The organism is Streptomyces sp. NPDC101227, assembly GCF_044767545.1.
Taxonomy (GTDB): Bacteria; Actinomycetota; Actinomycetes; order Streptomycetales; family Streptomycetaceae; genus Streptomyces.
The window spans coordinates 269,312-291,920 of the sequence record NZ_JBIWOD010000003.1 but is presented as its reverse complement, the minus strand read 5'-3'; the positions used below and the strand labels follow the sequence as shown (position 1 = coordinate 291,920).

Below are 22,609 nucleotides of genomic sequence, written 5' to 3'. Positions count from 1 at the left end.
CAACCACGGCGCGCGTGCGGCGTTCCCCGGCGCCCGGCCGTCGACCCACCGGCGCGCGTCAGCCGGCTACGCGGGGACGATATTCACCAGCTTCGGCGCCCGGACGATCACCTTCCGGATGCCCGCGCCGCCCAGCGCCGCGACCACACCCTGATCGGCCAGCGCGGCGGCCTCCAGGTCGGCGTCGGAGATCGTCGGGGCGACCTCCAGCCGCGCCTTGACCTTGCCCTTGACCTGAACGACGCAGGTCACGGTCTCGTCCACGACATACGTGGGGTCGGCGACGGGGAAGTCGGCGTGCACGACGGAGTCGCTGTGGCCCAGCTTGCGCCACAGCTCCTCGGCGATGTGCGGGGCCAGCGGCGCGATCAGCAGCACCAGCCGCTCCGCGACCGTGCGCGAAACCGGCCCGCCCGTCTTGGTCAGGTGGTTGTTCAGTTCGGTCACCTTGGCGATGGCGGTGTTGAAGCGCAGGTTCGCCATGTCCTGGGTGACGCCGTCGATGGCCTTGTGCAGGGCGCGCAGGGTGGCCTCGTCCGGCTCGGTGTCGACGACGGTGACCTCGCCGGTCGCCTCGTCGACGACATTGCGCCACAGACGCTGCAGCAGGCGGTACTGGCCGACGACGGCCCGGGTGTCCCAGGGGCGGGACACATCCAGCGGGCCCATCGCCATCTCGTACAGCCGCAGCGTGTCCGCGCCGTACTCGGCGCAGATCTCGTCCGGCGTGACGGCGTTCTTCAGGGACTTGCCCATCTTGCCCAGCAGCCGGGAGACCTTGCCGCCCTCGTAGTAGAAGACGCCGTCGCGCTCCTCGGCCTCCGTCGCCGGGACGGCGATGCCGCGGGCGTCCCGGTAGACGTACGCCTGGATCATGCCCTGGTTGTACAGCTTGTGGAACGGCTCGCGGGACGAGGTGTGGCCCAGGTCGTGCAGCACCTTGGACCAGAAGCGGGCGTACAGCAGGTGCAGTACGGCGTGCTCGGCGCCGCCCACGTACAGGTCGACGCCGCCGTGCGGCTGGCCCTCCCGCGGGCCCATCCAGTACTGCTCGGTGGCCGGGTCGACCAGTGCGTCGCTGTTGTTGGGGTCCAGGTAGCGCATCTCGTACCAGCACGAACCCGCCCAGTTGGGCATGGTGTTGGTCTCGCGGCGGAAGCGCCGCACGCCCTTGCCGTCGCCCAGGTCCAGCTCGACGTTGACCCAGTCCTCGTTACGGGACAGCGGGGTCTCGGGCTGGGTGTCGGCGTCGTCTGGGTCGAAGGTGCGCGGGGAGTAGTCCTCGACCTCGGGCAGTTCCAGCGGCAGCATCGACTCGGGCAGCGAGTGCGCCACGCCGTCCTCGTCGTAGACGATGGGGAACGGCTCGCCCCAGTAGCGCTGACGGCTGAACAGCCAGTCACGCAGCCGGAAGTTGACGGTGCCCTCGCCGATGCCCTGGGCCGCCAGCCAGTCGGTGATCTTCTCCTTGGCGCCGGTCACGCCCAGGCCGTCCAGCGAAATCGTCGAGTTGGACGAGTTGACGATCTTCGCGTCGTACGAGGAGAAGGCGTCGTCCCAGGTGGCGGGGTCCATGCCGCGGTCGTCCGACGGCTCGACCACGCAGCGCATCGGCAGCTCGAAGGCGCGGGCGAAGGCGAAGTCGCGGCCGTCGTGCGCCGGGACGGCCATGATCGCGCCGGTGCCGTAGCCCATCAGGACGTAGTCGGCGATGAAGACCGGGACCCGCTCGCCGCTGACCGGGTTGGTCGCGTAGGCACCGGTGAAGACGCCGGTCTTGTCCTTGGCCTCCGCCTGACGCTCGACGTCCGACTTCGCGGCGGCCTGCTTGCGGTAGGCGGCGACGGCTTCGGCGGGGTTGGCGTGGCCGCCGGTCCACACCTCGTGGGTGCCCTCGGGCCAGGCGTCCGGGACGATGGAGGGCGTGCCGTTGGAGCCCGAGATCAGGTCGTGCTCGGGCGCCAGCACCATGTAGGTCGCGCCGAACAGCGTGTCCTGGCGGGTGGTGAAGACGGTGATCTTGTTGTCGCCCACCGGGAAGTCGACCCGGGCGCCCTCGGAGCGCCCGATCCAGTTGCGCTGCTGCAGCTTGATGGCCTCGGGCCAGTCCAGCGCGTCCAGGTCGTTCAGCAGCCGGTCGGCGTAGGCGGTGATGCGCATGTTCCACTGGCGCAGCTTGGCCTTGAAGACCGGGTAGTTCCCGCGCTCGGAGCGGCCCTCGGCGGTGACCTCCTCGTTGGCCAGCACCGTGCCCAGGCCGGGGCACCAGTTGACCGGCGCGTCGGAGGCGTACGCCAGGCGGTACCCGCCCAGGACGTTGGCCCGCTCCACGGCGCTCAGCTCGCTCCAGGCGCGGCCGTCGGGGGTCGGGCGGGCGCCGGACTCGAACTGGGTGACCAGGGTGTCGATCGGGCGTGCCGCGTCCGCCTCCGGGTCGTACCAGGAGTTGAAGATCTGCAGGAAGATCCACTGCGTCCACTTGTAGTACGCCGGGTCGATCGTCTCGATCGAGCGGCGCTGGTCGTGACCCAGGCCCAGGCGGCGCAGCTGGCGCCGCATGTTGACGATGTTGGCCTCGGTGGAGACCCGCGGGTGGGTGCCGGTCTGGACGGCGTACTGCTCGGCGGGCAGGCCGAAGGCGTCGAAGCCCAGGGTGTGCAGGACGTTGTGGCCCGTCATGCGCTGGTGGCGGGCGTAGACGTCGGTGGCGATGAAGCCCAGCGGGTGGCCGACGTGCAGCCCCGCGCCCGAGGGGTACGGGAACATGTCCATGATGAACTTCTTGGGACGGGCCGCCACGTCGGCGTCGCCGGCCAGGTCACCCGTCGGGTTCGGGGCCTCGTAGGTGCCCTCCGTCTCCCAGAAGTCCTGCCAGCGTGCCTCGATGTCGGCGGCCAGCGCGGCCGTGTAGCGGTGCGGCGCTGCCACCTCGATGGGGGCACCGCCCGCGCCATTACCAGCGGGGGAGGTGGTCGTCTCGCTCATCGTCCTCAAAGCTCCATCAATCGTCTCTGCCTGCGGCTGCTGCGGACACGGTTTCTGCGGAAACAAAAATGCCCCTCGCACAGGAGGGGACGCCACGCCGATGCCGACCCAGGCGGCCACAGCGGTTGGCCCGGTCGGGACTGATCAGCGCGGCCCGCTAAGCAGAAGGCGTACGGCACGCATGGCGCCAGGGTACCGCAGGGCGTACGGGGCCCGCGCGGAGGATTCCCCGCGCGGGCCCCGTCACCTGTGCGCCCCGTTACGGGGCGGTCGTGGCCCCTCAGGGCCGGTAGGAGCTCACATATCCGGCACCCGGGGTGCCCACGCCCGTGACGTCGTCATAGCCGACGGTCGCCTTGAGCGAGCTGTCCTTGCCCAGGCTGCGCAGCGAGGTAGTGGTGCCCTTGCTGTCGTCGGTGCTGTTGACGTAGTCGACGCGGACGACCGCCAGATCACGGCCGACGCCCAGCGGGTGGTCGGTGACGTCGTGGTACGCGGCGGTGCCGTAGCGCTGGTAGATGCCGGGGTTGGCGAAGCCGATGGCGACGCCGTGCCGGGCCTGCTGTGCCAGCGCCTGGACGCCGGCGATCACCGGGGCAGCCAGCGAGGTGCCGCCGATGCGGTACTCGTCGTACCCGAGCTTGCCGCCGGGCAGGGTCTGGGTCTGGCCGACCAGGAATCCGGTGTTGGGGTCGGCGACCGCGGCGATGTCCGGGACGGTGCGCATCTTGCCCTTGAGGGGCACGGTGGAGAGCCCGTCGGGGACGATGCCGCGCTGGTAGTAGGGCTGCTGGACGGAGTGGCTGACGCCGCCGCCCGCACCGCTGGTGAAGGCGCCCGGGAAGCCGGTCCAGTCCTGGCCGTCCTTGGCGAGCGTCGCCTTGAGGGTGCCCCAGCCGGTCTCCCACTTGTACGCGTCCCGCTTGCCGACCGCCAGCGAGGTGCCGCCGACCGCGGTCACCCAGGCGGAGTTCGCCGGGGTGTCGACCTGCTTGATGCCGGTGCGGGCGACCTCGTCGCCGTTGTCGCCGGAGGAGAAGTAGAAGCCGATGCCCTGGACGGCGCCCTGCTGGAAGAGCTGGTCGTAGGCCGCGGCCACGTCCGGGGTCTCGTTGGCCTCGATGTCGCCCCAGGAGTTGGAGACGATGTCGGCGAGATGCCCGTCGACGATCTTGCCGAGCGAGTCGAGCAGATCGTTGTCCTGGCAGGAGGCGCCGCCGACGTAGACGATGTCGGAATCGGGGGCGACCGCGTGCACGGCCTCGACGTCGAGGGTCTCCTCGCCGTACCAGCCGGCCGCGTCGCAGTCCTCGATGTGCGAGTAGTCCTTGGGCAGCACCTGGGAGAGCTGGCCGCGGCGGTAGGGCCGGTCGCCGTTGCGGGCGGCGTACTTGCTCGCGTCCTGGGCGATGGTCGGCGAGGCGTAGGCGTCGGTGATCGCTACGGTGACGCCCTTGCCGGTCCACTTCTTGGCCCCGTAGGCGGCGCGCAGCTGCTTGCCGGTGTAGCCCTTGACCGCGTACGGCGCCTTGCTCCCGTAGGCCGACGGCAGGCTCGTGTCCGTCCTGGACCCGTAGTAGGAGGAGAACGGACCGGAGTTACGGAAGACCGGCGACGGCGGCGGCAGTTCGGCGGAGTGGTGCTTGGCGAACTTCGGCGCATTGTCCAGGCCGGTGACCGTGAGGACCGCGTCGGCCAGAGAGGCGGGCGCGGAGGCGGTGGCCGACGGCGCGTGGTACGTGTGGCCGCTCTTGAGGTAGTTGTGCAGGTCGGTGGCGAAGGCGCGCTCGGCGGCGGCCGCGTCGCCCCGGACCGTGACATAGCGGTTGGTGGTTCCGGTGACCTTCAGGCCGGACTGCTTCAGCCAGTCGGTCACCTTGGCTATCTGGTCGTGCGTGGCCCCGTAGCGGGCACGCACCTGGGCGGCGCTCAGATACTTCCCGTACGCGGCGGAGTGCGGGTCGGACACCGCCTTGGCGTAGTCGGCCAGGCCCTTGGCGTCGCGGCCGGCCAGGTAGACGCGGGCGGAGATGCCGGTGGAGCCGGAGGTGGCACCCCGGTCGGCCTTGCTGGTGGCCCAGAGCGGCTTGGTGCCCAGCAACGCGTGCCGGCCGCCGTCGTGGCCCGCGGCGTCGGCCGCCGGGGCGCCGAGTGCGAGCGCGCCGGCGACCAGCGGCAGAGCCGCCGCCCAGGCCAGACCGGTACGGGCGCGCAGTGCTCTGGTGCGGCTTGATCTCATGTAACCCCCTGCTGTGGCGATGCGGTGGGCTGCGTGGTGACGCGCTGCGCCGGTGCGCCGGTGCGCGTCACCGCACGAGCGGTGAAAGGCGTTGGTGACGCTCACGCGATCCGCCACTCTCTCGGTGAACTGTTCATGTCAGGGGAATGCGATCACCAAGAAGAAGTCAAGGAACGGCAAGGATCGGACAGGAATGACCCCTGAAGCACCCAGAAGAGGAAGCCAACTCACCACATCGCGCGGCCCACTGACTGAATATCAGGGCAACTCGGGAAAAACCCCCCGCGATCCGGGTGGCACCACACGACAACACACAACAAAGTGGGCCGTCCGATTCGGACGACCCACTTCGCTTTCTGTGGAGCTAAGGAGAATTGAACTCCTGACCTCCTGCATGCCATGCAGGCGCTCTACCAACTGAGCTATAGCCCCTTGCTGTGTTTCCGCCCGGTTCCCCGCTGCGGCATCGCCTACATTACACGGCTCTCCCGGGCTTTCGCCAAATCGTTCTGGCGGGGCCCTCCGGCGAGACGCCACGGTACTGTCGACCGTCCATGCCCGATTCGTCCTGGGGAGCCGTACGCCGTGACCGCGCTGGAGCTGGAGCAGCCCACCGACCCCCGCGGCTCCACCCCCCTCCGGGGCCTCCTCCGTCGGCACCCGACCCTGATGGCGGCCCTGGCCTGCGCCGTCTCCTTCACCGCCTTCTGGATCGCGCAGCGGCTCGCCCATGTGACCATGATCGACCTCATGGTCTACCGCGCCGAGGGCTGGACCGCCCGCAACGGCGAGGACCTCTACGACATGGTGGCCACCTCGGCCCACCTGCCCAACACCTATCCCCCCTTCGCCGCGCTGCTCTTCACCCCGCTCACGCTCGTCGGCGTCCCGGCGATGCGCACCCTCGCCACCGCCGGCAACCTCGCGTTGTTCGTCTGCGTCGTGCACCTCTCCCTACGACTGGTCGGCCGGCCGCGACGGCTCCCCCGGCCCGCGGCGACGCTGGCGGTCTCCGCGCTGCTGGTGTGGGTGGAGCCGGTCTGGACGACCCTGCGCTACGGGCAGATAAACCTCCTTCTCGCCGTGCTGGTGCTGTGGGACCTCACCCGCAAGGACACCAACCGCTGGGCGGGCATCGGCATCGGTCTCGCCGCCGGCATCAAACTGACCCCGGCGCTGTTCGCCGTCTTCCTCGCGCTGACCGGAGCCGTCCACGCCGGGCGGCGGCTGCGCGCCGGCGCGGGCGCGCGGGCCGCCTGGAACCCGTGGCTGCGGCAGGCCGCCGTCGCCACCCTCACCTTCCTCGTCACCGCCCTCCTCGCTGCGCTCGCACTGCCGCGTGACACCCACCGCTTCTGGACCGAGATCGTCTTCGCCGCCGACCGGGTCGGCGAGGTGGAGATCACCGCGAACCAGTCGCTGCGTGGCGCCCTCGCCCGGCTGCTGCACACCCACGACCCGGGCGTGGCCTGGCTCGTGGTGGCCGGGCTGACGGCCGCGCTCGGGCTGGCGCTGGCGGCCGGGTCGCTGCTGCGCGGCCGGCGGGCGTGGGCGGCCGCCGCCTGCGCCGTCACCGCACTGCTGGTCAGCCCGATCTCCTGGTCCCACCACTGGGTGTGGGCCGTACCGATGCTGATCCTGCTCGGCTCCGAGGCACTGGGCCACAGCGGCCGGACCGCCCGGCGCCGGTGGGCGACCACCTGGGTGATGGGCCTGCTGTTCTGCTCGTTCGCCCTGTGGTGGGTGCCGCACCGCTGGAACCATCACCAGGAACTGCACCAGAACGGCATCCAGATGCTGCTCTCCGACGTCTATCCGATCGCCGGCCTGGTGCTGCTCGCACTGACCGCGGCCCGGCTGCGGCGGCTCGACGGACCGCCCGCTCGAGCAGATGGCAGTGCCAGGTGAACCCGCCCCGCACGCCTTGCAGTTGACCTCTCGCATGCACCACCGGCCCGGTGGTGCATGTATGGCGCCCTCCGGGCACAGGCCGCCAGGGCTCGGACTCCCGGGACTCCGCGGCGCGCCGCTCGATATCGCCATCACCATCGCCTGCACACCGGGCTTGGCTGCGGCTGGGGCGGAGGCGTAATGCGGCGGTGAATGGCGTCAGTTGGTTCGGCCCCCGTGTCGCTTCCCCGTGCCACCGGCCGTCTCCGGCGGCAGCTCTTGGCCCCGCAACGTCCCGCAAATCCCCGGAAGTTCCGCTCCGCCCGAATCGGCCGGAAAAATCTTCACAGGGCGACGAATTCGACCCGTTCGGCCCAGTCGGTCCTGCGAGCCCGGTCAGGCCGTGGCGAAGGAGTAGAAGCGTTTCAGCGTGCAGTGCTCGTCCAGCAGCCGGCCGTAGATCGGCTCCCCGTCTAGCTCGCGGTAGGTCTCGATCGGGTCGCCCTTTATGACCAGGGCGCGGGCGCATTCCTCGCACCAGTACTGATAGTCGGAGTTAACCGGCTCCATGTCACGGACGATGGGCGTACCGCTGCCGCACCAGTCGCATTTCCTGCTATGAGCGCCCATCAGTCAGCTCCAACTGTGGCCGCAGGCCGTGCAGACGAAGGAAATACCGCCGTTGTCACCCAGCACCTGGGCGACATGGGAGGAAGCACACGAGGGACACCGCAAAGCGGAAGCATCGCCGCCGCGACGGACGGCCCAGGGGCCGTCGACGGGGCAGGTGAAGCGAAGCGCGTATTCCGGCAGCCAGTCATATCCCTGCGCCTCGGCCAATTCGAGCAGGTCATTGACCTCCTCAAGGATGCTCGGCGGCATCACTATCTCCTCCCCTGGGCGCCGTCCGATTCTGCCACGGACTATCGACGGGGTCAGGTCCGCCTTTGCGCCGACCCGGTGAGCCCACCCATGGCCGCCGCATCTGCCGGCGCCGGCGGCCCCACACCCGCCCCCATCGCATCCAGACGATTCCAGGAAGAGCGCCCCGAAAAGGGATGCCCCGAGCAGCGGCCCGAACTGGCTGACGGCCATCACGAGGCCGCTCGCCTCCGCCGGCTCCTGCCGCGCGAATGCCAACGCGCCGTACGGATGGGGCCTGTGGGCAAACCCACCATCACCTCGCCCATGAGTACCACCCCGACACCCGACAGCGCGGCGCACCACTCACGAATCCACCGGGAACCAGGACCGGGTGCAGCCCCCAGGGAAGCCGCTACCACCACAGCACCCCCTGAAGCATCCGAAAGGCCATCAATCGGCCGGTGTGCGCGGCCAGTCGACAGGCAGGCCATGCGGTGTGACGTACGCGACGGCGGGGCCGGCGATGACCAACTGGAGTGCGGCGCCCCAGGCCTGGAGATCCCCGCCGCCGAGGGCGGCGGCCGTCGCGGCGGGGCAGCGGCGGCATGGACGATGGAGGCGCCCGGCGGGGGTCCTGGGCCGCCGATCGGCCGGCCCGTGCCGTCCACGGCCCGCCTCGCCGGCCCGTGACCGCACCGGCGCACAACACCCACGCATAAAGCCGGCGCATTACGCCCACGGACAGCGCCCGCACATAATGCCGCCGCATAACGCAGAGATCCCGTCCCCTCATGAGAGGGGACGGGATCTTCCGGGTTGTGGAGCTAAGGAGAATTGAACTCCTGACCTCCTGCATGCCATGCAGGCGCTCTACCAACTGAGCTATAGCCCCGGGTCTTGCTCCGCTCCTCCGGGTTTCCCCCGGCGGCGCCGCGAACAAGAAGAACTTTAGCCTGCGACCTGCCCAGATGTGAAATCCGGGCCCCGAAGGCCGGTGGCAACGGCCGGCCCAGGGGGTCAGTCGTCGTCGCCGAGGACCGGCTGGGGGAGCGTGCCGGCGTTGTGCTCCAGCAGGCGCCAGCCGCGGGCGCCCTCGCCCAGGACGGACCAGCAGCAGTTCGACAGGCCGCCCAGGCTCTCCCAGTGGTGGGCGTCCAGGCCGAGGAGGCGGCCGATGGTGGTGCGGATGGTGCCGCCGTGACTGACGACGACCAGCGTGCCGTTCGCGGGCAGCTTGTCGGCGTGGTTGAGCACCACCGGGGCGGCACGGTCGGCGACCTCGGTCTCCAGCTCACCGCCGCCGCGGCGCACCGGCTCACCGCGCTTCCAGGCGGTGTACTGCTCGCCGTACTGCGCGAGGATCTCGTCGTGCGTGAGCCCCTGCCAGGCGCCCGCGTAGGTCTCCCGCAGGGCGGCGTCGTGCGTCACGTCCAGCTGGGTGAGGGCGGCCAGCTCGTTCGCCGTGGCGGCGGCGCGCCTCAGGTCGGAGGCGATGATCGCGTCCGGCTCGAGGGCGGCGAGCAGCCGGGCGGCGCGGCGCGCCTGCCCGACGCCGGTGTCGGTCAGCTCGATGTCCGTCGAGCCCTGGAAGCGGCGCTCGAGGTTCCAGGCCGTCTGGCCGTGGCGCCACAGGACGACGCGACGGCCACGGTCGGCTTTCGTGCCGTTCAGTGCAGCTCTCCGTCCTGTACGCCCGCCGTGGCCTCGGCGTGGGCCGCGGCCTTGCCACGAGTGGCCTTGGCCTCCTCGGGGAGGTCGATCTCGGGGCAGTCCTTCCACAGGCGCTCGAGCGCGTAGAAGACACGCTCCTCGCTGTGCTGGACGTGCACCACGATGTCGACGTAGTCGAGCAGCACCCAGCGGGCCTCGCGGTCGCCCTCGCGGCGCACCGGCTTGGCGCCGAGGTCCTTGTTCAGCCGCTCCTCGATCTCGTCGACGATCGACTTGACCTGGCGGTCGCTGGGCGCCGACGCCAGCAGGAAGGCGTCGGTGATCGAGAGGACGTCGCTGACGTCGTACGCGATGATGTCGTGCGCGAGCTTGTCGGCCGCTGCCTGAGCGGCGGCGTTGATGAGCTCGATGGAGCGGTCCGTGGCGGTCACAAGCGGCTTTCCGGGTCGGGGGCAGCCTCGCGGCCGGGGCGGCCGGCGAGGCGGTGGAGTACCCCTCAAGGGTCTCACGGACCGCCGACACTCCCGGCGGGCTTTTCGAACCCCCCGTTCGACGGAACCTCCGGCCGATTCTTCGGCCGGAGGTCCGATCGGGCCGGGATCACCCGAACCCGCTGGTCAGCCCTTGAAATCCTGCCCCAGGACGACCGTGATGTCGGCGTTCGCGGCGCCCTTGCCCTGCTTGACGGCTCCGGCCGGCAGGCCCAGCGTCTTGGCGACCTCCACCGCCTTCGCCTTCTTGCCGGCGTCCGCGTACGTCACCTGGGACGTGGCCCTGGCCACCGCCGCGCTGCCGTCGTCGACGAAGGTGTAGCCGCCGTTGAGCAGCGCGACCTGAGCCTTTCCGGTGGCGGACTTCACGCCGCTGGCGTTGGTGACCGCGACCCGGGCGACGGCATCGGGTGCGGTCTTCTTGACCGTGCCGCCGAGCACGTCCTTGACCACGGCGTTCGAGGCGGCCTGGCTGAGCGTGCCGTTGGCCTGTACCGGCAGCAGGGTGGTGCGGTAGGCGCCGGTCTTCGCCAGTTCCGCCCGCTGCGCCAGCGAGCTGCCCAGCTCGGCCTCGGTCAGCGGCGGGTCGAGGACCTGAAGCAGCGTCTTGACGGTGGCGGTGGCGCCGTCCGCATCGCTGGAGACCTTCTTCAAGGTGGCCTGCATGACCTGTCCGAAGCGCTCCAGCTGCTTGACCTGGGTCTCGCCGGGCCCCTGGTAGGTGGCGTACGCCACGGCCGCCGGACCGTTCAGGTCCTGGGCGCGGCCCTGCTTGACCACCGGGGAGTCGCCCTTCTTGGCGCCCGGCACGGTGGCGTCGGTGTCGAGCGTGATGCCACCGACCATCTCGACGAGGTTCTCCAGGTAGGGGGTGTCCAGCCGCCAGCTGGCCTTGAGGTCGGTGCCCAGGAGGGTGTTGAGGGAGTCCTTGGTGGCGTCGGCGCCGTCCTCCTTGACGGACTTGGCCAGCGTGGTGGGCGTCCCGTCGTCCTTGGGGAGGACGAGGCTGTTGGGCAGCAGGACGGTGGCGCCCTTGTGCGTGGTCGTGTTGTCCACCAGGAGCGCCGTCGAGCTGTTGCCGTTCTTGGTGTCCCTCAGGTGAACGACCAGGACGTCGCGCTTCTGCCCGCCGGCTGCGGCGGCCCGGTCGGTGCCCGGCCCGGCCAGCCCCGGCAGCTTGCCCGCCCACCACAGATAGCCGACGCCGCCGGCCACCAGGAGCGCGAGGACGACGGACAGCGCGACGATCCGGCTGCGGCCGCGCCGCTTGGCCTCCTCGCGCCGCTCGGTGCGGCTCTCGGTGAACTTCAGCCAGTCGATGACGTCTTCGGAGTCCTCGTCGGGCTCCTCGATGAAGGAGAACTGCTCGGTCTGGTAGCCGCCGTCCGCGCCGGCCTCCGTCTTGGGCGGGCCCGACCTGCCCGAGGGGGCCGACGGAGCCGGTTCCGCACGGGGCTCGGGCGGCGGCTCCTCGTCGTACCCGGGCTGCTGGTACGGCGGCCGCGGCGCCTGCTGCGGGATCCAGTCCTGCTGGGGCTGCCGGCCGGGCTGCTGCTGACCCGGTTGCTGCTGACCCGGTTGCTGCTGGGGCTGCGCGTACGGGTCGTACTGCGGCGCATAGCCCTGCTGCTGCACCGGCCCGCGGCCGTAGGCGTCGTAGCCGTAGTCCTGCCGGCCCTGGTACTGCTGCCCGCCCTGGTACTGCTGCCCGCCCTGGTGGCCCTGCTGACCGCCGTAGGGGTCATAGCCGTCGTACGGCCCGGCGGCGGGCGCCACAGGCTGCCCGTACTGGTCGTAGGACTGCTCGTACGGCCCCTGGGACGCGTCGCGGTACACCGGCTGCCCGTAGGCGTCGTAGGTGTAGCCCGGCTGACCCTGCCGCTCCTGGGCGTACGGGTCCTGGGCATACGGGTCCTGCGGCCCGTACGGATCGTGTCGGTCGCTCACCGGTGCCCCTTCCGTCAGGTGCGTCAGCGGTCGCTGCGGTACAGCTGTTTCTTGTCGATGTAGCGCACCACTCCGTCGGGCACGAGGTACCAGACCGGCTCGCCCTCGGCGACGCGCGTCCGGCAGTCGGTCGAGGAGATGGCCAGCGCGGGCACCTCGATCAGCGACACCGCCCCCTCGGGCAGCCCCGGGTCCGCCAGGACATGGCCGGGCCTGGTCACCCCGATGAAGTGCGCGAGAGAGACCAGCTCCGCGGCATCGTGCCAGGTCAGGATCTGGCTGAGCGCGTCGGCGCCGGTGATGAAGAACAGATCCGCGTCCTGGTGCTCGGCGCGCAGATCACGCAGCGTGTCTATCGTGTACGTCTTGCCGCCACGGTCGATGTCGATGCGGCTCACGGAGAACTGCGGGTTCGATGCGGTCGCGATGACCGTCATCAGATACCGGTCCTCGGCCGGGGACACCGTCTTGTGGCTCTTCTGCCACGGCTGACCCGTGGGTACGAAGATGACCTCGTCGAGGTGGAACTGGCTGGCCACCTCGCTGGCGGCGACGAGGTGTCCGTGATGGATCGGGTCGAACGTCCCGCCCATCACTCCTAGCCGCCGCTTCACGGGCCCTGTGTGCTCTCCCATGCGTGCAGACCCTACTGGGCGCCGCGCGATGGCGGGGGGCCGGTGCCGGGGCTCAGCGGTCGCGGTTGAAGCGGGTCGTGATCCACAGCAGGAGAAGAAGGATAAACAGGGCGCCGCCGCCGGTCAGGAAGGGGCTGAGGCTGGCGTGGCCGCCCTCGTGTCCGGGCTCGGCGGCGAGGGAGACCAGGGACTGTGCGGTGGTGTGCAGGCTCATCGTCGACAGGACCAATCCGGGCTGGGGTCGGACAGTAACTTCCGCCACATCGTAAGCGTCAGCTCACCGCGGGCTCACGGCGACTCCACCCACAACCGCCCCGGGCGCCCGCGAGGTCAGTCCTGATTGCCGTATCCGCGCAGCAGGAACCACGCCAAAAAGACCGCACCCAGGACGCCGACGACTATCACGGTGCGCAGGATCCAGCCAGGGCCGTCGGCGCCGGAGGACTGCTGGACGGCGGCGAGCAGCATGCTCGATTGCAGCATGGGGACGCTCCCTTTTGTACGAACGTGTACGGGCATTGGTGCGATCGCCAGCGTACGCCCGAGCATCCAATCCGCTGTCGGTGGCGTCCTCTAGTCTGAAACACACGAAGTCGAACAGGGGGAGGCCCCAATGACGGAGAGCCCAGGCGGCAGCGACAACGTACCCAGCCGGGACCGCAGGCGGTTTCCCGGAATCTCGTCCCGGGCGTACGAACACCCGGCGGACCGCTCGGCGCTGGTGGCGCTGCGCAAGCTGAGCGGGTTCGACACCGTCTTCAAGACGCTCAGCGGCCTGCTGCCGGAGCGCAGCCTGCGGCTGATGTTCCTGTCGGACTCGGTCCGGGTCGGCGACCAGCAGTTCGCGCACCTCAACGACATGCTGCGCGACGCCTGCTACATCCTGGACCTGGAGAAGGTCCCGCCGATGTACGTCAACCAGGACCCGACCCCGAACGCCATGTGCATCGGCCTGGACGAGCCGATCATCGTGCTGACGACCGGCCTCGTCGAGCTCCTGGACGAGGAGGAGATGCGGGCGGTCATCGGCCATGAGGTCGGCCATGCGCTGTCCGGTCACGCCGTGTACCGCACGATCCTGCTGTTCCTGACGAACCTGGCCGCGAAGGTCACGTGGATCCCGCTGGGCAATGTCGCGGTCATGGCGATCGTGGCGGCGCTGCGCGAGTGGTTCCGCAAGTCGGAGCTGTCCGCGGACCGGGCCGGCCTGCTGGTCGGGCAGGATCTGCAGGCCTCGATGCGCGGTCTCATGAAGCTGGCCGGCGGCAATCATCTGCACGAGATGAACGTCGACGCCTTCCTCAAGCAGGCGGAGGAGTACGAGGCGGGCGGCGATCTGCGCGACTCCGTACTGAAGATCCTCAACCTGCTGCCGCGCAGCCACCCGTTCACCACCGTGCGGGCGGCCGAGCTGAAGAAGTGGGCGGCCAGCCGCGACTACCAGCGGATCATGGACGGCCACTACCCGCGCCGGGACGAGGACAAGGATGCCTCGGTGTCCGACTCCTTCCGGGACTCCGCGGCCCACTACGCCGACTCGGTGCGCAACAGCAAGGACCCGCTGATGGGTCTGGTGCGCGATATCGCGGGCGGCGCGGGCGACTTGGGCGGCAAGCTGCGCGACACGGTCTTCCGCGGCGGCTCCCGTCCCGAGGGCGGCGCCAACGGGTCGGACGGTGCTAACGGATCGGACGGATCGGGTCCGGCTGGGAGCTAGGCGCCAGTTCACCGCAGAGCGAGGCATTGGCCCGGCCCCTGGCGTAGGGGTCGGTGCTCGTCGGCCGGTCGTCCCCGGCGTGCTGCCCGGCAAGCAGCGGGCGCAGGGTGTCGGCCGGCTTCGAGGAGCAGGCCAGCGGCCCCGCCTGGAGGTTGCTCTGCACGACTTCCAGGCGGTCGTCGGCCAGGTCGTCCCGGCCGATCCGGAAGTGCACCTCGCGCCGGACGGTGAACAGCGAGGCGGCGCCCGGCGTGACCTTGCCCACACCATGGTCCGCCGGGCCGGTCTTCAGCGCCCGTGCGGTGGGCCGTACGGCGTAGACGAAGGTGTAGTCGGCGGTGACATCGAGCGCGTCCGGGCTCGACTCCGTCGCCGAGATCGTGCCGTTGACCCGTACGTTCCGGTCGGCGAGCTGGATCTGCCGGGGGTCGAAGCGGACCAGCCAGCCGGTCGCCGCAAGGCGGCCGTTGTCGTCGGGGTGCGTCATGCTCCGGTCGAACTGGTCGAGTTGCCCGGTGTCCAGCAGCAGCCGCACCGGCCGCACGGATCCGCCGGTGAGCGTCGCCGGATCCACCGAGGAGCGCACGAGGTACTCCTTCGCGAGGGACATGGCGGAGACGATCTGGCTGTCGGAGAAGTGCTCGGTACGGGCGACGGGCGGGAGATTGACGCCCGCGGCGCCGACGTGGAAGTCCTTCGCCGGGCTGTGCGCGAAGAGATCCTCGGGCGTCGCGCCCGGCACGGCACCGGCCGGCGCGAGCGGTACGACCGAAGAGCGCAACGGCTGCACCCGGAGCGCGTCGGGGGTCTTGTAGGGGTGGCGGACGCCCATGTAGACGGCGGTGCCGAACGCGAGCACGATCAGCAGCACCAGCAAGATCGCCTGCCGGGAGCCGCCGACGGCACGCAGCAGCCAGCGATGGCGGGGTTTGACGGCGGGCGAGTGCTGCTCACCGAGCCGCTCGTCGGCGGAGAATTCCTGCAGCCGCGCTGCACGCACAAACGATTCGTCGAAGACAACGGATCGGTATTCGTCCTCACCGCCTCCCGGGGCGCCCTTGGGCGTCCCTTCGGGAGGGTCACCAGGCCCGGTCATACAACTAGGGTAGGTCCGCGAAGGCGAAGGTAAACGCCGGGACGGGCGCCAACTTCACCGAACCGGTCCGTTTCGCCCACCGGGCGGCCCGTCGGCCGGCCAAGCCCCCGCCCGCGCGGTCAGTGCGCCCTGGGCGCCCCGGAGGCCGACGGCGGCGCGGCCTCGGCGGACGCGGAGGGCAGCAGGCCTGGCCGCATCGTGCGGACGCCCTTGGGATCGCCCGAGGACGGCTCGCTGGAGGCGGGCCGCGGCGCCGGGCTCTGGTTCTTGCCGGAGGCCCCGCGGTAGACCGCGCTGAACGCCAGCGCGACCAGCCCTATGCCCATCACGACGGCCAGTACCCAGGCCATCGGCCGGTGCCAGCGGGGCCCGCCGCGGTAGGGGCGCAGCGACCCGCCGTAGAGGCCGTACGGACCGTGCTCGCCGTGTACCCCGTAGTCGCCGTATACGTCGTAGTCCGTGCGAGTCCCGGCGCCGTCGCGGCCCTGGGGGCCGCCGTCCGCGCCCTCCGGCCCGAAGCCGTGCCCCGAGCGGGCCGCCTCGGCCTCGGCGCGCGCCTCGGCGGCGGCCAGCATCCGCTCGACCGCCGAGGGCTCATGAATGCGCGCGGACCGGACGAATTCCTCGTCGAAGACCACGGAAGCGAATTCCTCATCCGCTCTTCCGTGGCTCCCGTGGTGGTGCTCATCGGGCTCTTCGCCGTCCGGGAACGGCTTGCCCCCCACGTCGTCCGGCACCCGTCCAGGTTAGCCCCGGCCGCTCGTTTTGGGCAGAGAGATTCCGGCAGAGAACCGGAATCCCCACAGCAACCGACAACGGCTCCCGCCCCGGCCCACCACGCCGCAGGGGGCTGCTAGCGGGTGTGCCCGTCGCCCGTGAGGACGTACTTGGTGGAAGTGAGCTCCGGCAGGCCCATGGGGCCGCGGGCGTGCAGCTTCTGGGTGGAGATGCCGATCTCGGCGCCGAAGCCGAACTGGCCGCCGTCCGTGAAGCGGGTGGAGGCATTGACCGCGACGGTAGTGGAATCCACCAACTGGGTGAACCTGCGGGCGGCGGCCTGCGAGGTGGTGACGATGGCCTCGGTGTGGCCGGAGGTCCAGCGGCGGATGTGCGCCACCGCCGCGTCCAGATCGGGCACCACGGCGGCCGCGATGTCGTACGAGAGGTACTCCGCCGCCCAGTCCTCGTCGGTGGCGGCCGCGACCAGCCCGGGGCCGGCCTGCTGCCAGGCGGCGTCGCCGTGCACGATCACCCCGGCCTCGGTCAGCGCCGCCAGGGCGCGCGGCAGGAACTTCTCCGCGATCCCGGCGTGCACCAGCACCGTCTCGGCGGCGTTGCAGACGCTCGGCCGCTGCGCCTTGGAGTTGATCAGGATGTCGATCGCCATGTCGATGTCGGCGGCCTCGTCGACGTAGACGTGGCAGTTGCCCGTGCCGGTCTCGATCACCGGGACGATGGATTCCTCGACGACCGTACGGATCAGCGAGGCGCCGCCGCGCGGGATCAGCACGTCCACCAGGCCGCGGGCGCGCATCAGCTCCCGCACCGACTCCCGGCTCTCGCCGGGCACCAGCTGCACCGCGTCGGCGGGCAGCCCGGCGCCCTCGACGGCGTCGCGCAGCACCTGGACCAGCGCGGTGTTGGAGGCGTACGCGGAGGACGAACCGCGCAGCAGCACGGCGTTGCCGGACTTCAGGCACAGGGCCGCGGCGTCCACCGTCACATTGGGCCGGGCCTCATAGATGATGCCGATGACACCGAGGGGCACGCGGACCTGGCGCAGGTCCAGGCCGTTGGGCAGGGTCGAGCCGCGCACCACCTCGCCCACCGGGTCGGGCAGCGCCACCACATCGCGGACGTCGGCGGCGATCGCCGCGATCCGCTCGGGGGTCAGGGTGAGCCGGTCCACGATCGACTCCGAGGTGCCGGCGGCGCGCGCCTTGGCGATGTCCTCGGCGTTGGCGGCGACGATGGCGTCGGTGCGTGCCACCAGGGCGTCGGCGATGGCGAGCAGCGCACCGTCGCGGGCCGTCCGCGGCAGCGGCGCCAGGTGGGCGGCCGCCTCCTTCGCGCGGCGGGCGGTCTCGAGCACGGGCGAGGTCTGGGATGCGCTGCTGGTCATGGCCGCAGCCTAGCTCGGCGCCGGGCCGCGGCCATGCCGGATTTCACAGTGCGGGACGTCGGTGACCGCGGGGCGGGCCCTTAGGGGGCGGGCGAACACATCCCGTAGGGGATGCAGGCGCCCCCTGCGGGGCCACAACGCGGCGGTCCCGGGCGGTATTCCCGGGAATACCGCCCGGGGACCGGCAGGATCCCCGCGCTCGGCAGGATCGGCGGGCCGGTGCCCGGGTACGGACCGATGCCGGTGCCCGGGTACGGACCGAAGCCGATACCCGAGCCCCTTCCCGGCGCTGTTGCCCGTGCGCGTGCCCGGCGCTGTTGCCCGTGCACGTCCCCGTCGCTGATGCCCGAGCACCTGCCTAGTACGGATGGACCCCGACCGGTGACGCAGGTGGCGGGCCGTAGCCCTCCGCGATGCGCTGGTGGTAGGTCTCGCGGTCGATGACTTCCAGGCCGACGATCTCCCACGGCGGCAGCTTGGCCGTCGAGCGGTGCTCGCCCCACAGCCGCAGCGCGACCGCCGCGGCGTCGTGCAGGTCCCGGGCCTCCTCCCAGTAGCGGATCTCCGCGTGGTCGTTGGCGTAACGGCTGGTCAGCAGGAAGGGATGGTCGTGGGCGAGCTGTTCGAGCGAGCGCCGGACCTCCTTCAGGGGCGCCTCGGCCCCCGAGACGCTCAAGGTGATGTGCCACAGCCGGGACGCCTCCCGGCGCGCGCCCTCCGGCGCCGCCGGTGCCGTCCCGTTCCGCTCCGTACGCTCGTCGTCCGGGAGTCCGGCATCGTCGCCGGCCCGGACGCTGGTCAGTGTGCGCTCCGCCGTCCCTCGGGGCAGAGCCCCCGGGCGCCCTCGTCTCACCGGCGGCCTCCTGTGATGCGAATCGCTCCGCCCTCCGGAGGTGCGGAGCCGATTGGTGCGGTCGTACTTCGGCGTGTGCGCTCGCGCGCTGCGGGCGCCGCTCCCCTACGGCGCCCCCGCAACAAAGTTGACCAGTCCGCGGGCCCTCGCGGGGCCGTTTTCGAGAAGGTCTCCGTGGAAAGGCTGGACTTCTCACCGCGCCGGGGAGCGTGATTGCCGGTGATCCGGCGGTGTTTTCCCGCCGTGACGGCCGTCAGTGGCGCGGCAGGTTTTCAGTGGTGCAGCAGGACGAGATCGTCGCGGTGGACGACCTCTCGCTCATAGGCGGGGCCCAGCTCACGGGCGAGATCCCGGGTCGAACGTCCCATCAGACGAGGGATTTCCCGCGCATCGAAATTGACGAGCCCGCGGGCCACCGCGCGGCCGCCGGCGTCCCGCAGCTCGACCGGGTCCCCCGCGGAGAACTCCCCTTCGACGGACGAGATGCCGGCGGGCAGCAGCGAGGAGTGCCGGTTGACGACGGCCGCCACCGCGCCGTCGTCCAGGATGAGCGCGCCCTGCGGCGTGGAGGCGTGCGCCAGCCACAGCAGCCGGTCGGCGGAGCGCCGGCCGGTGGGCAGGAAGTGGGTGCCGGTCGGGCCGCCGGCCAGCGCGTCCGTGGCGTGCACGGCGGAGGTCAGGACGACGGGGATGCCGGCCGCGGCCGCGATGCGGGCCGCCTCGACCTTGGTGACCATGCCGCCGGTGCCGACCCCGGCCTTGCCCACGCTGCCGATGGAGACGCCTTCCAGGTCCTGGGGACCGGTGACCTCGGCTATCCGGGACGTTCCGGGGGTGGACGGATCCCCGTCGTAGAGGCCGTCCACATCGGAGAGGAGGATCAGCAGATCGGCGCGCACCAGGTGGGCGACCAGCGCCGCCAGCCGGTCGTTGTCGCCGAAGCGGATCTCGTCGGTGGCCACCGTGTCGTTCTCGTTGACGACCGGTACGGCGCCCATGGCCAGCAGCTGGTCGAGGGTCCGGTAGGCGTTGCGGTAGTGGGCGCGGCGGCTGGTGTCGTCGGAGGTCAGCAGCACCTGGCCGACCCGGCGGCCGTAGCGCGCGAACGACGCGGTGTAGCGGGCCACCAGCAGGCCCTGCCCGACGCTGGCGGCGGCCTGCTGCCGGGCCAGGTCGCGGGGCCGCCGCTCCAGCCCCAGCGGCGCCAGGCCGGCCGCGATGGCGCCGGAGGAGACCAGCACGATCTCCTTGTCCTGATGCTTGGCCAGCACGTCCACCAGCGCATCCACGCGGTCCGCGTCCAGCCCGCCGGCAGCCGTGGTCAGCGAGGACGAGCCGACCTTCACCACGATCCGCCGGGCGTCCGCCACGTCCTGCCTTGCGCCTGCCACCTGTGTAACCCCTGTGCTCGCCGGTCCCGCTGCCGTACGGACGATCCGTGCCCGATCCGTCGTACGGCCCCTACGGGCGCAATCTACGGCAGTACGGCCCGCCGGTGCGTCCGGATATCGCCTGACGGACGCCCGCGCGGACACCCGGGTTCGCCGCGGCGTCGTCTCCGTGCGGTCCCCTATACCTAGGGACATCTGAAGGAATGCCCGGCGGGACGGCGGAAGGGATGCCTGAGGGACTGCCGTGCCGTCGGCCCGTGGCGTCCCGGCGTTGCCCTGGAATTTCTAAGACGACCACGGGGGCCAACGGGTTGCGTTCGATTGGTCCGCTTTCGCGGTGATGAGAGCCACAGCAGATTGTCACCAAGGCCAACAAGGTCATACGGTCGGGTGTCCATCGGTCCCGTTTCGCCGCTCCGGCGGCGTCGCAGCGCGGGACCCGGCCGCCCCCCTCGGCCTCCCCCCTGACCTTTATTGCTGCCAGGAGCCCTCCCCCGTGCCTTCCGCCGGAATCGTCCCCCGCCGAGCCGTACAGCTCGCGGCCCTCTTCGCGATGATGCTCGCGTTCACCGCCCAGCTCATCGGTGCGCTGCTGCCCGTCATCCCGCTGTTCATCGCCGCATCCGTGGTCAACCTGGGACTCGACCTGATCCTCCAGCACAAGCAGCCCGGCCTGCTGTCCGTGCTCGGCCGGATCCGGTTCGACGTCACGGTGCGCCAGCTGCTGCGCGACATGCTGATACTGGTCGGCCTGCTGCACATCGACGGCATCAACCCGCTCGAGGAGCAGGCGCCGCTCACCATCACGCTGCTGCTCTTCTACGGCACCCACTTCGTGTGCCAGGCGGTCGCGGTGCTGGTCCGGCGGACCCGCAGTCTGCCGTTCGTGACGCGGAACATCGACGCCAGTGCGCTGCGGCTGTCCGATGCCCCGCCGCGCATCCTCTCCCGGCAGACCGGCCGGCGGCTGCTGCGCTTCTCGGTGCCCACCACGACGGGCATGATGCTGACCTCGATCACGACGGACGCCACCTGGGGCGGCATCGGCATCGCCGTCTCCCTCGTCCTGTCCGCCGCCGGCACCGCCTACCTGGGCACCTGGCTGCTCCCCAAGAAGCGGGTCCTGTCCGAACAGCGGGCCCTGGAGTGGCTGGACAAGTGGCTCGCCGAGTACCGGCCCACCGTCGGCATGTACTTCTCCGGCGGCGCCTCGTCCGCCTACCAGGCCAATATGTGGCTGAGCACCCTCGCCGACCTGGACGGCAACCCGATCATCGTGCTCCGTGAGCGCTTCATGGTGCAGAAGATCGAGGCCACGGACATCCCGATCGTCTGCATCCCCAAGGTCGCCAACCTGATGCGCCTGGAGCACTCCGCGCTCCAGGTCCTGCTGCACCCGGCGAACTCCGGCAAGACCTCGCAGATCCTGCGGATCCCCTCCATCAAGCACGCCTTCATCAACCACGGCGAGAGCGACAAGCTGTCCTCCTGCAACCCGTACGCGAAGGCGTACGACGAGGTGTGGGTGGCGGGCCCGGCGGCCCGTGACCGCTACCAGCTCGCCGACATCGGCGTCGAGGACAAGGACGTCGTCGAGGTCGGCCGCCCGCAGCTGTCCCCGATCCGGCCTTACGAGGGCGCCCCGGCGGGCCGTCTGACCAAGGTGCTGTACGCCCCGACCTGGGAGGGCTGGGACGGCAACCCGGGCAACACCTCGGTGATCCTTGCCGGCGAGAACATCGTCCGGGAGCTGCTCGCCGACGAGAACGTCCAGCTGCTGTACAAGCCGCACCCGATGACCGGCTCCGTCGACCCCCGGGCGAAGGCCGCCAACACCCGCATCCAGGCGATGATCACGGAGGCCAACGGCAGGCGCAGCGGCGCGCAGCCCGGCCCGGAGGCGGCCGCCGAGCTGGCCCGCCGCGCCGAGGAGCTGCAGCGGCTCACCACCTCCGGCTTCCGCAAGAGCGCGGACGAGCTGGAGCGGATGCGGCTCCAGGGCACCCCGGAGGAGGGCCGTGCGGCCGCGGTGTCGGCCGCGGTGGACGCCTGGGAGGAGGCGTACTGGAACTCCTTCCCCGAGTGGGAGCACCGCATCATCACGACGCCGAAGCCCGGCATCTTCGGCTGCTTCAACCAGGCCGACGTGCTGATCAGCGATGTCTCCAGCGTCGTCTCCGACTACCTGAGCAGCGAGAAGCCGTACGCGGTCGCCAATACGTCCGGGATGGACGAGGCCGACTTCCGGGCCAACTTCCCGACCGTCCGGGCGGCGACGATCCTCACCCCGGAGGCGGACGGCGTGGCCGAGCTCCTGGAGGCCGTACGCAATCCCGAGCGCGACACCCTCGCCGCCGAGCGCGCCGAGCTCAAGGAGCATCTGCTCGGGCCGTCCGACCCGCCGTCCCCGGTGCGCTTCAACGAGGCCGCGATGGCGCTGTGCGCGAAGGCCGACGAACGGCGCGTGCGGATGGAGAGCCGGCTGGCGGGTATCCCGGGGCAGCGGGCGCAGAGCGCCGTGGAGGACGCCGAGGACGCAGACGGCGCCGAGACGGCCGATCTCGAGTCCAGCGGCGCCCCGGACGCACCGGCGGCCGTCTAGCCCGCAGCGGGGCGCCCACGGCCCGCACAGCGGCTTTGCGACACGGGGAAGGCCCCGGGAGGAGATCCTCCCGGGGCCTTCCCTTTTGCCATGCGTTGCCGTGCCC

At 71.0% G+C, this 22,609-nt stretch carries 18 protein-coding genes and 2 tRNA genes; 3 read left to right on the top strand and 17 right to left on the bottom strand.

Annotated elements, in window-relative coordinates:
• Positions 1–66 precede the first annotated feature (66 nt).
• From ACIRPT_RS08095 to ACIRPT_RS08085, 3 genes are all read right to left on the bottom strand, one after another.
• Complete coding sequence (locus tag ACIRPT_RS08095; protein WP_403823951.1) at positions 67–2,985, bottom strand: leucine--tRNA ligase; 2,919 nt, start codon at positions 2,983–2,985, stop codon at positions 67–69.
• Between the two features lie 280 nt (positions 2,986–3,265).
• Positions 3,266–5,224 (bottom strand): protease pro-enzyme activation domain-containing protein, encoded by a 1,959-nt coding sequence (locus ACIRPT_RS08090; RefSeq protein WP_403823948.1) that lies wholly within the window; start codon positions 5,222–5,224, stop codon positions 3,266–3,268.
• A 359-nt stretch (positions 5,225–5,583) separates the two neighbouring features.
• Positions 5,584–5,656: transfer RNA gene (locus tag ACIRPT_RS08085), tRNA-Ala, on the bottom strand.
• Between the two features lie 153 nt (positions 5,657–5,809).
• Here ACIRPT_RS08085 and ACIRPT_RS08080 point away from each other — a divergent pair.
• The gene (locus ACIRPT_RS08080) at positions 5,810–7,132 is read left to right on the top strand and encodes a glycosyltransferase 87 family protein (RefSeq protein ID WP_403823945.1); all 1,323 of its coding nucleotides are present in this window, start codon (positions 5,810–5,812) and stop codon (positions 7,130–7,132) included.
• 378 nt (positions 7,133–7,510) lie between these two features.
• Here the strand turns inward: ACIRPT_RS08080 and ACIRPT_RS08075 are convergent, their stop codons facing one another.
• The 9 genes from ACIRPT_RS08075 to ACIRPT_RS08035 all read right to left on the bottom strand — a co-directional run bounded on the left by ACIRPT_RS08075 (position 7,511) and on the right by ACIRPT_RS08035 (position 13,205).
• Positions 7,511–7,744 (bottom strand): hypothetical protein, encoded by a 234-nt coding sequence (locus tag ACIRPT_RS08075; protein ID WP_360122434.1) that lies wholly within the window; start codon positions 7,742–7,744, stop codon positions 7,511–7,513.
• A 3-nt stretch (positions 7,745–7,747) separates the two neighbouring features.
• Positions 7,748–7,996 carry a hypothetical protein gene (locus tag ACIRPT_RS08070; protein WP_403823942.1) on the bottom strand — a complete coding sequence of 83 codons (249 nt, stop codon included), beginning with the start codon at positions 7,994–7,996 and terminating at the stop codon, positions 7,748–7,750.
• An 801-nt stretch (positions 7,997–8,797) separates the two neighbouring features.
• Positions 8,798–8,870, bottom strand: a tRNA-Ala gene (locus tag ACIRPT_RS08065).
• A 125-nt stretch (positions 8,871–8,995) separates the two neighbouring features.
• Positions 8,996–9,649 carry a histidine phosphatase family protein gene (locus ACIRPT_RS08060; RefSeq protein WP_403824622.1) on the bottom strand — a complete coding sequence of 218 codons (654 nt, stop codon included), beginning with the start codon at positions 9,647–9,649 and terminating at the stop codon, positions 8,996–8,998.
• Positions 9,646–10,080 (bottom strand): ribosome silencing factor, encoded by a 435-nt coding sequence (gene rsfS, locus ACIRPT_RS08055; protein WP_403506585.1) that lies wholly within the window; start codon positions 10,078–10,080, stop codon positions 9,646–9,648. The genes ACIRPT_RS08060 and rsfS overlap by 4 nt, the downstream gene beginning before the upstream one ends.
• Before the next feature lie 186 nt (positions 10,081–10,266).
• The gene (locus ACIRPT_RS08050; RefSeq protein WP_403823939.1) at positions 10,267–12,087 is read right to left on the bottom strand and encodes a LytR C-terminal domain-containing protein; all 1,821 of its coding nucleotides are present in this window, start codon (positions 12,085–12,087) and stop codon (positions 10,267–10,269) included.
• A 23-nt stretch (positions 12,088–12,110) separates the two neighbouring features.
• Positions 12,111–12,722 (bottom strand): nicotinate-nucleotide adenylyltransferase, encoded by a 612-nt coding sequence (nadD, locus tag ACIRPT_RS08045; RefSeq protein WP_403823936.1) that lies wholly within the window; start codon positions 12,720–12,722, stop codon positions 12,111–12,113.
• 52 nt (positions 12,723–12,774) lie between these two features.
• Positions 12,775–12,936 carry a hypothetical protein gene (locus tag ACIRPT_RS08040; protein ID WP_362708628.1) on the bottom strand — a complete coding sequence of 54 codons (162 nt, stop codon included), beginning with the start codon at positions 12,934–12,936 and terminating at the stop codon, positions 12,775–12,777.
• 116 nt (positions 12,937–13,052) lie between these two features.
• Positions 13,053–13,205 (bottom strand): hypothetical protein, encoded by a 153-nt coding sequence (locus tag ACIRPT_RS08035; RefSeq protein WP_403506574.1) that lies wholly within the window; start codon positions 13,203–13,205, stop codon positions 13,053–13,055.
• Positions 13,206–13,335: 130 nt separating this feature from the next.
• Here ACIRPT_RS08035 and ACIRPT_RS08030 point away from each other — a divergent pair, with 130 nt between their 5' ends.
• Positions 13,336–14,439 (top strand): M48 family metallopeptidase, encoded by a 1,104-nt coding sequence (locus ACIRPT_RS08030; RefSeq protein ID WP_403823932.1) that lies wholly within the window; start codon positions 13,336–13,338, stop codon positions 14,437–14,439.
• Here ACIRPT_RS08030 and ACIRPT_RS08025 read toward each other — a convergent pair.
• The 5 genes from ACIRPT_RS08025 to proB form a co-directional block, all read right to left on the bottom strand.
• Positions 14,402–15,535, bottom strand: coding sequence for a hypothetical protein (locus tag ACIRPT_RS08025; protein WP_403823930.1), 1,134 nt, complete (start codon positions 15,533–15,535; stop codon positions 14,402–14,404). The two genes, ACIRPT_RS08030 and ACIRPT_RS08025, sit on opposite strands and share 38 nt — an antisense overlap.
• A 119-nt stretch (positions 15,536–15,654) precedes the next feature.
• Positions 15,655–16,272, bottom strand: coding sequence for a hypothetical protein (locus tag ACIRPT_RS08020; protein ID WP_403823928.1), 618 nt, complete (start codon positions 16,270–16,272; stop codon positions 15,655–15,657).
• A gap of 116 nt (positions 16,273–16,388) precedes the next feature.
• Positions 16,389–17,657: a glutamate-5-semialdehyde dehydrogenase gene (locus ACIRPT_RS08015; RefSeq protein WP_403506563.1), complete on the bottom strand. Its 1,269-nt coding sequence runs from the start codon at positions 17,655–17,657 to the stop codon at positions 16,389–16,391.
• 358 nt (positions 17,658–18,015) lie between these two features.
• A complete protein-coding gene (locus tag ACIRPT_RS08010) occupies positions 18,016–18,510 on the bottom strand; it encodes a hypothetical protein (protein ID WP_403823925.1) in 495 nt (164 codons plus the stop codon).
• A gap of 272 nt (positions 18,511–18,782) precedes the next feature.
• A complete protein-coding gene (gene proB, locus ACIRPT_RS08005) occupies positions 18,783–19,901 on the bottom strand; it encodes a glutamate 5-kinase (RefSeq protein WP_403823922.1) in 1,119 nt (372 codons plus the stop codon).
• Between the two features lie 496 nt (positions 19,902–20,397).
• On the opposite strand from proB, the gene ACIRPT_RS08000 reads away from it, so the two are divergent.
• Positions 20,398–22,503 (top strand): hypothetical protein, encoded by a 2,106-nt coding sequence (locus tag ACIRPT_RS08000; protein WP_403823919.1) that lies wholly within the window; start codon positions 20,398–20,400, stop codon positions 22,501–22,503.
• Positions 22,504–22,609 lie beyond the last annotated feature (106 nt).

Coding starts and splice junctions, on each gene's coding strand:
- ACIRPT_RS08025 (WP_403823930.1), bottom strand. CDS start 15,535: ATGACCGGGCCTGGTGACCCTCCCGAAGGGACGCCCAAGGGCGCCCCG.
- ACIRPT_RS08015 (WP_403506563.1), bottom strand. CDS start 17,657: ATGACCAGCAGCGCATCCCAGACCTCGCCCGTGCTCGAGACCGCCCGC.
- ACIRPT_RS08030 (WP_403823932.1), top strand. CDS start 13,336: ATGACGGAGAGCCCAGGCGGCAGCGACAACGTACCCAGCCGGGACCGC.
- ACIRPT_RS08040 (WP_362708628.1), bottom strand. CDS start 12,936: ATGAGCCTGCACACCACCGCACAGTCCCTGGTCTCCCTCGCCGCCGAG.
- nadD (WP_403823936.1), bottom strand. CDS start 12,722: ATGGGAGAGCACACAGGGCCCGTGAAGCGGCGGCTAGGAGTGATGGGC.
- ACIRPT_RS08090 (WP_403823948.1), bottom strand. CDS start 5,224: ATGAGATCAAGCCGCACCAGAGCACTGCGCGCCCGTACCGGTCTGGCC.
- ACIRPT_RS08070 (WP_403823942.1), bottom strand. CDS start 7,996: ATGCCGCCGAGCATCCTTGAGGAGGTCAATGACCTGCTCGAATTGGCC.
- ACIRPT_RS08075 (WP_360122434.1), bottom strand. CDS start 7,744: ATGGGCGCTCATAGCAGGAAATGCGACTGGTGCGGCAGCGGTACGCCC.
- ACIRPT_RS08095 (WP_403823951.1), bottom strand. CDS start 2,985: ATGAGCGAGACGACCACCTCCCCCGCTGGTAATGGCGCGGGCGGTGCC.
- ACIRPT_RS08035 (WP_403506574.1), bottom strand. CDS start 13,205: ATGCTGCAATCGAGCATGCTGCTCGCCGCCGTCCAGCAGTCCTCCGGC.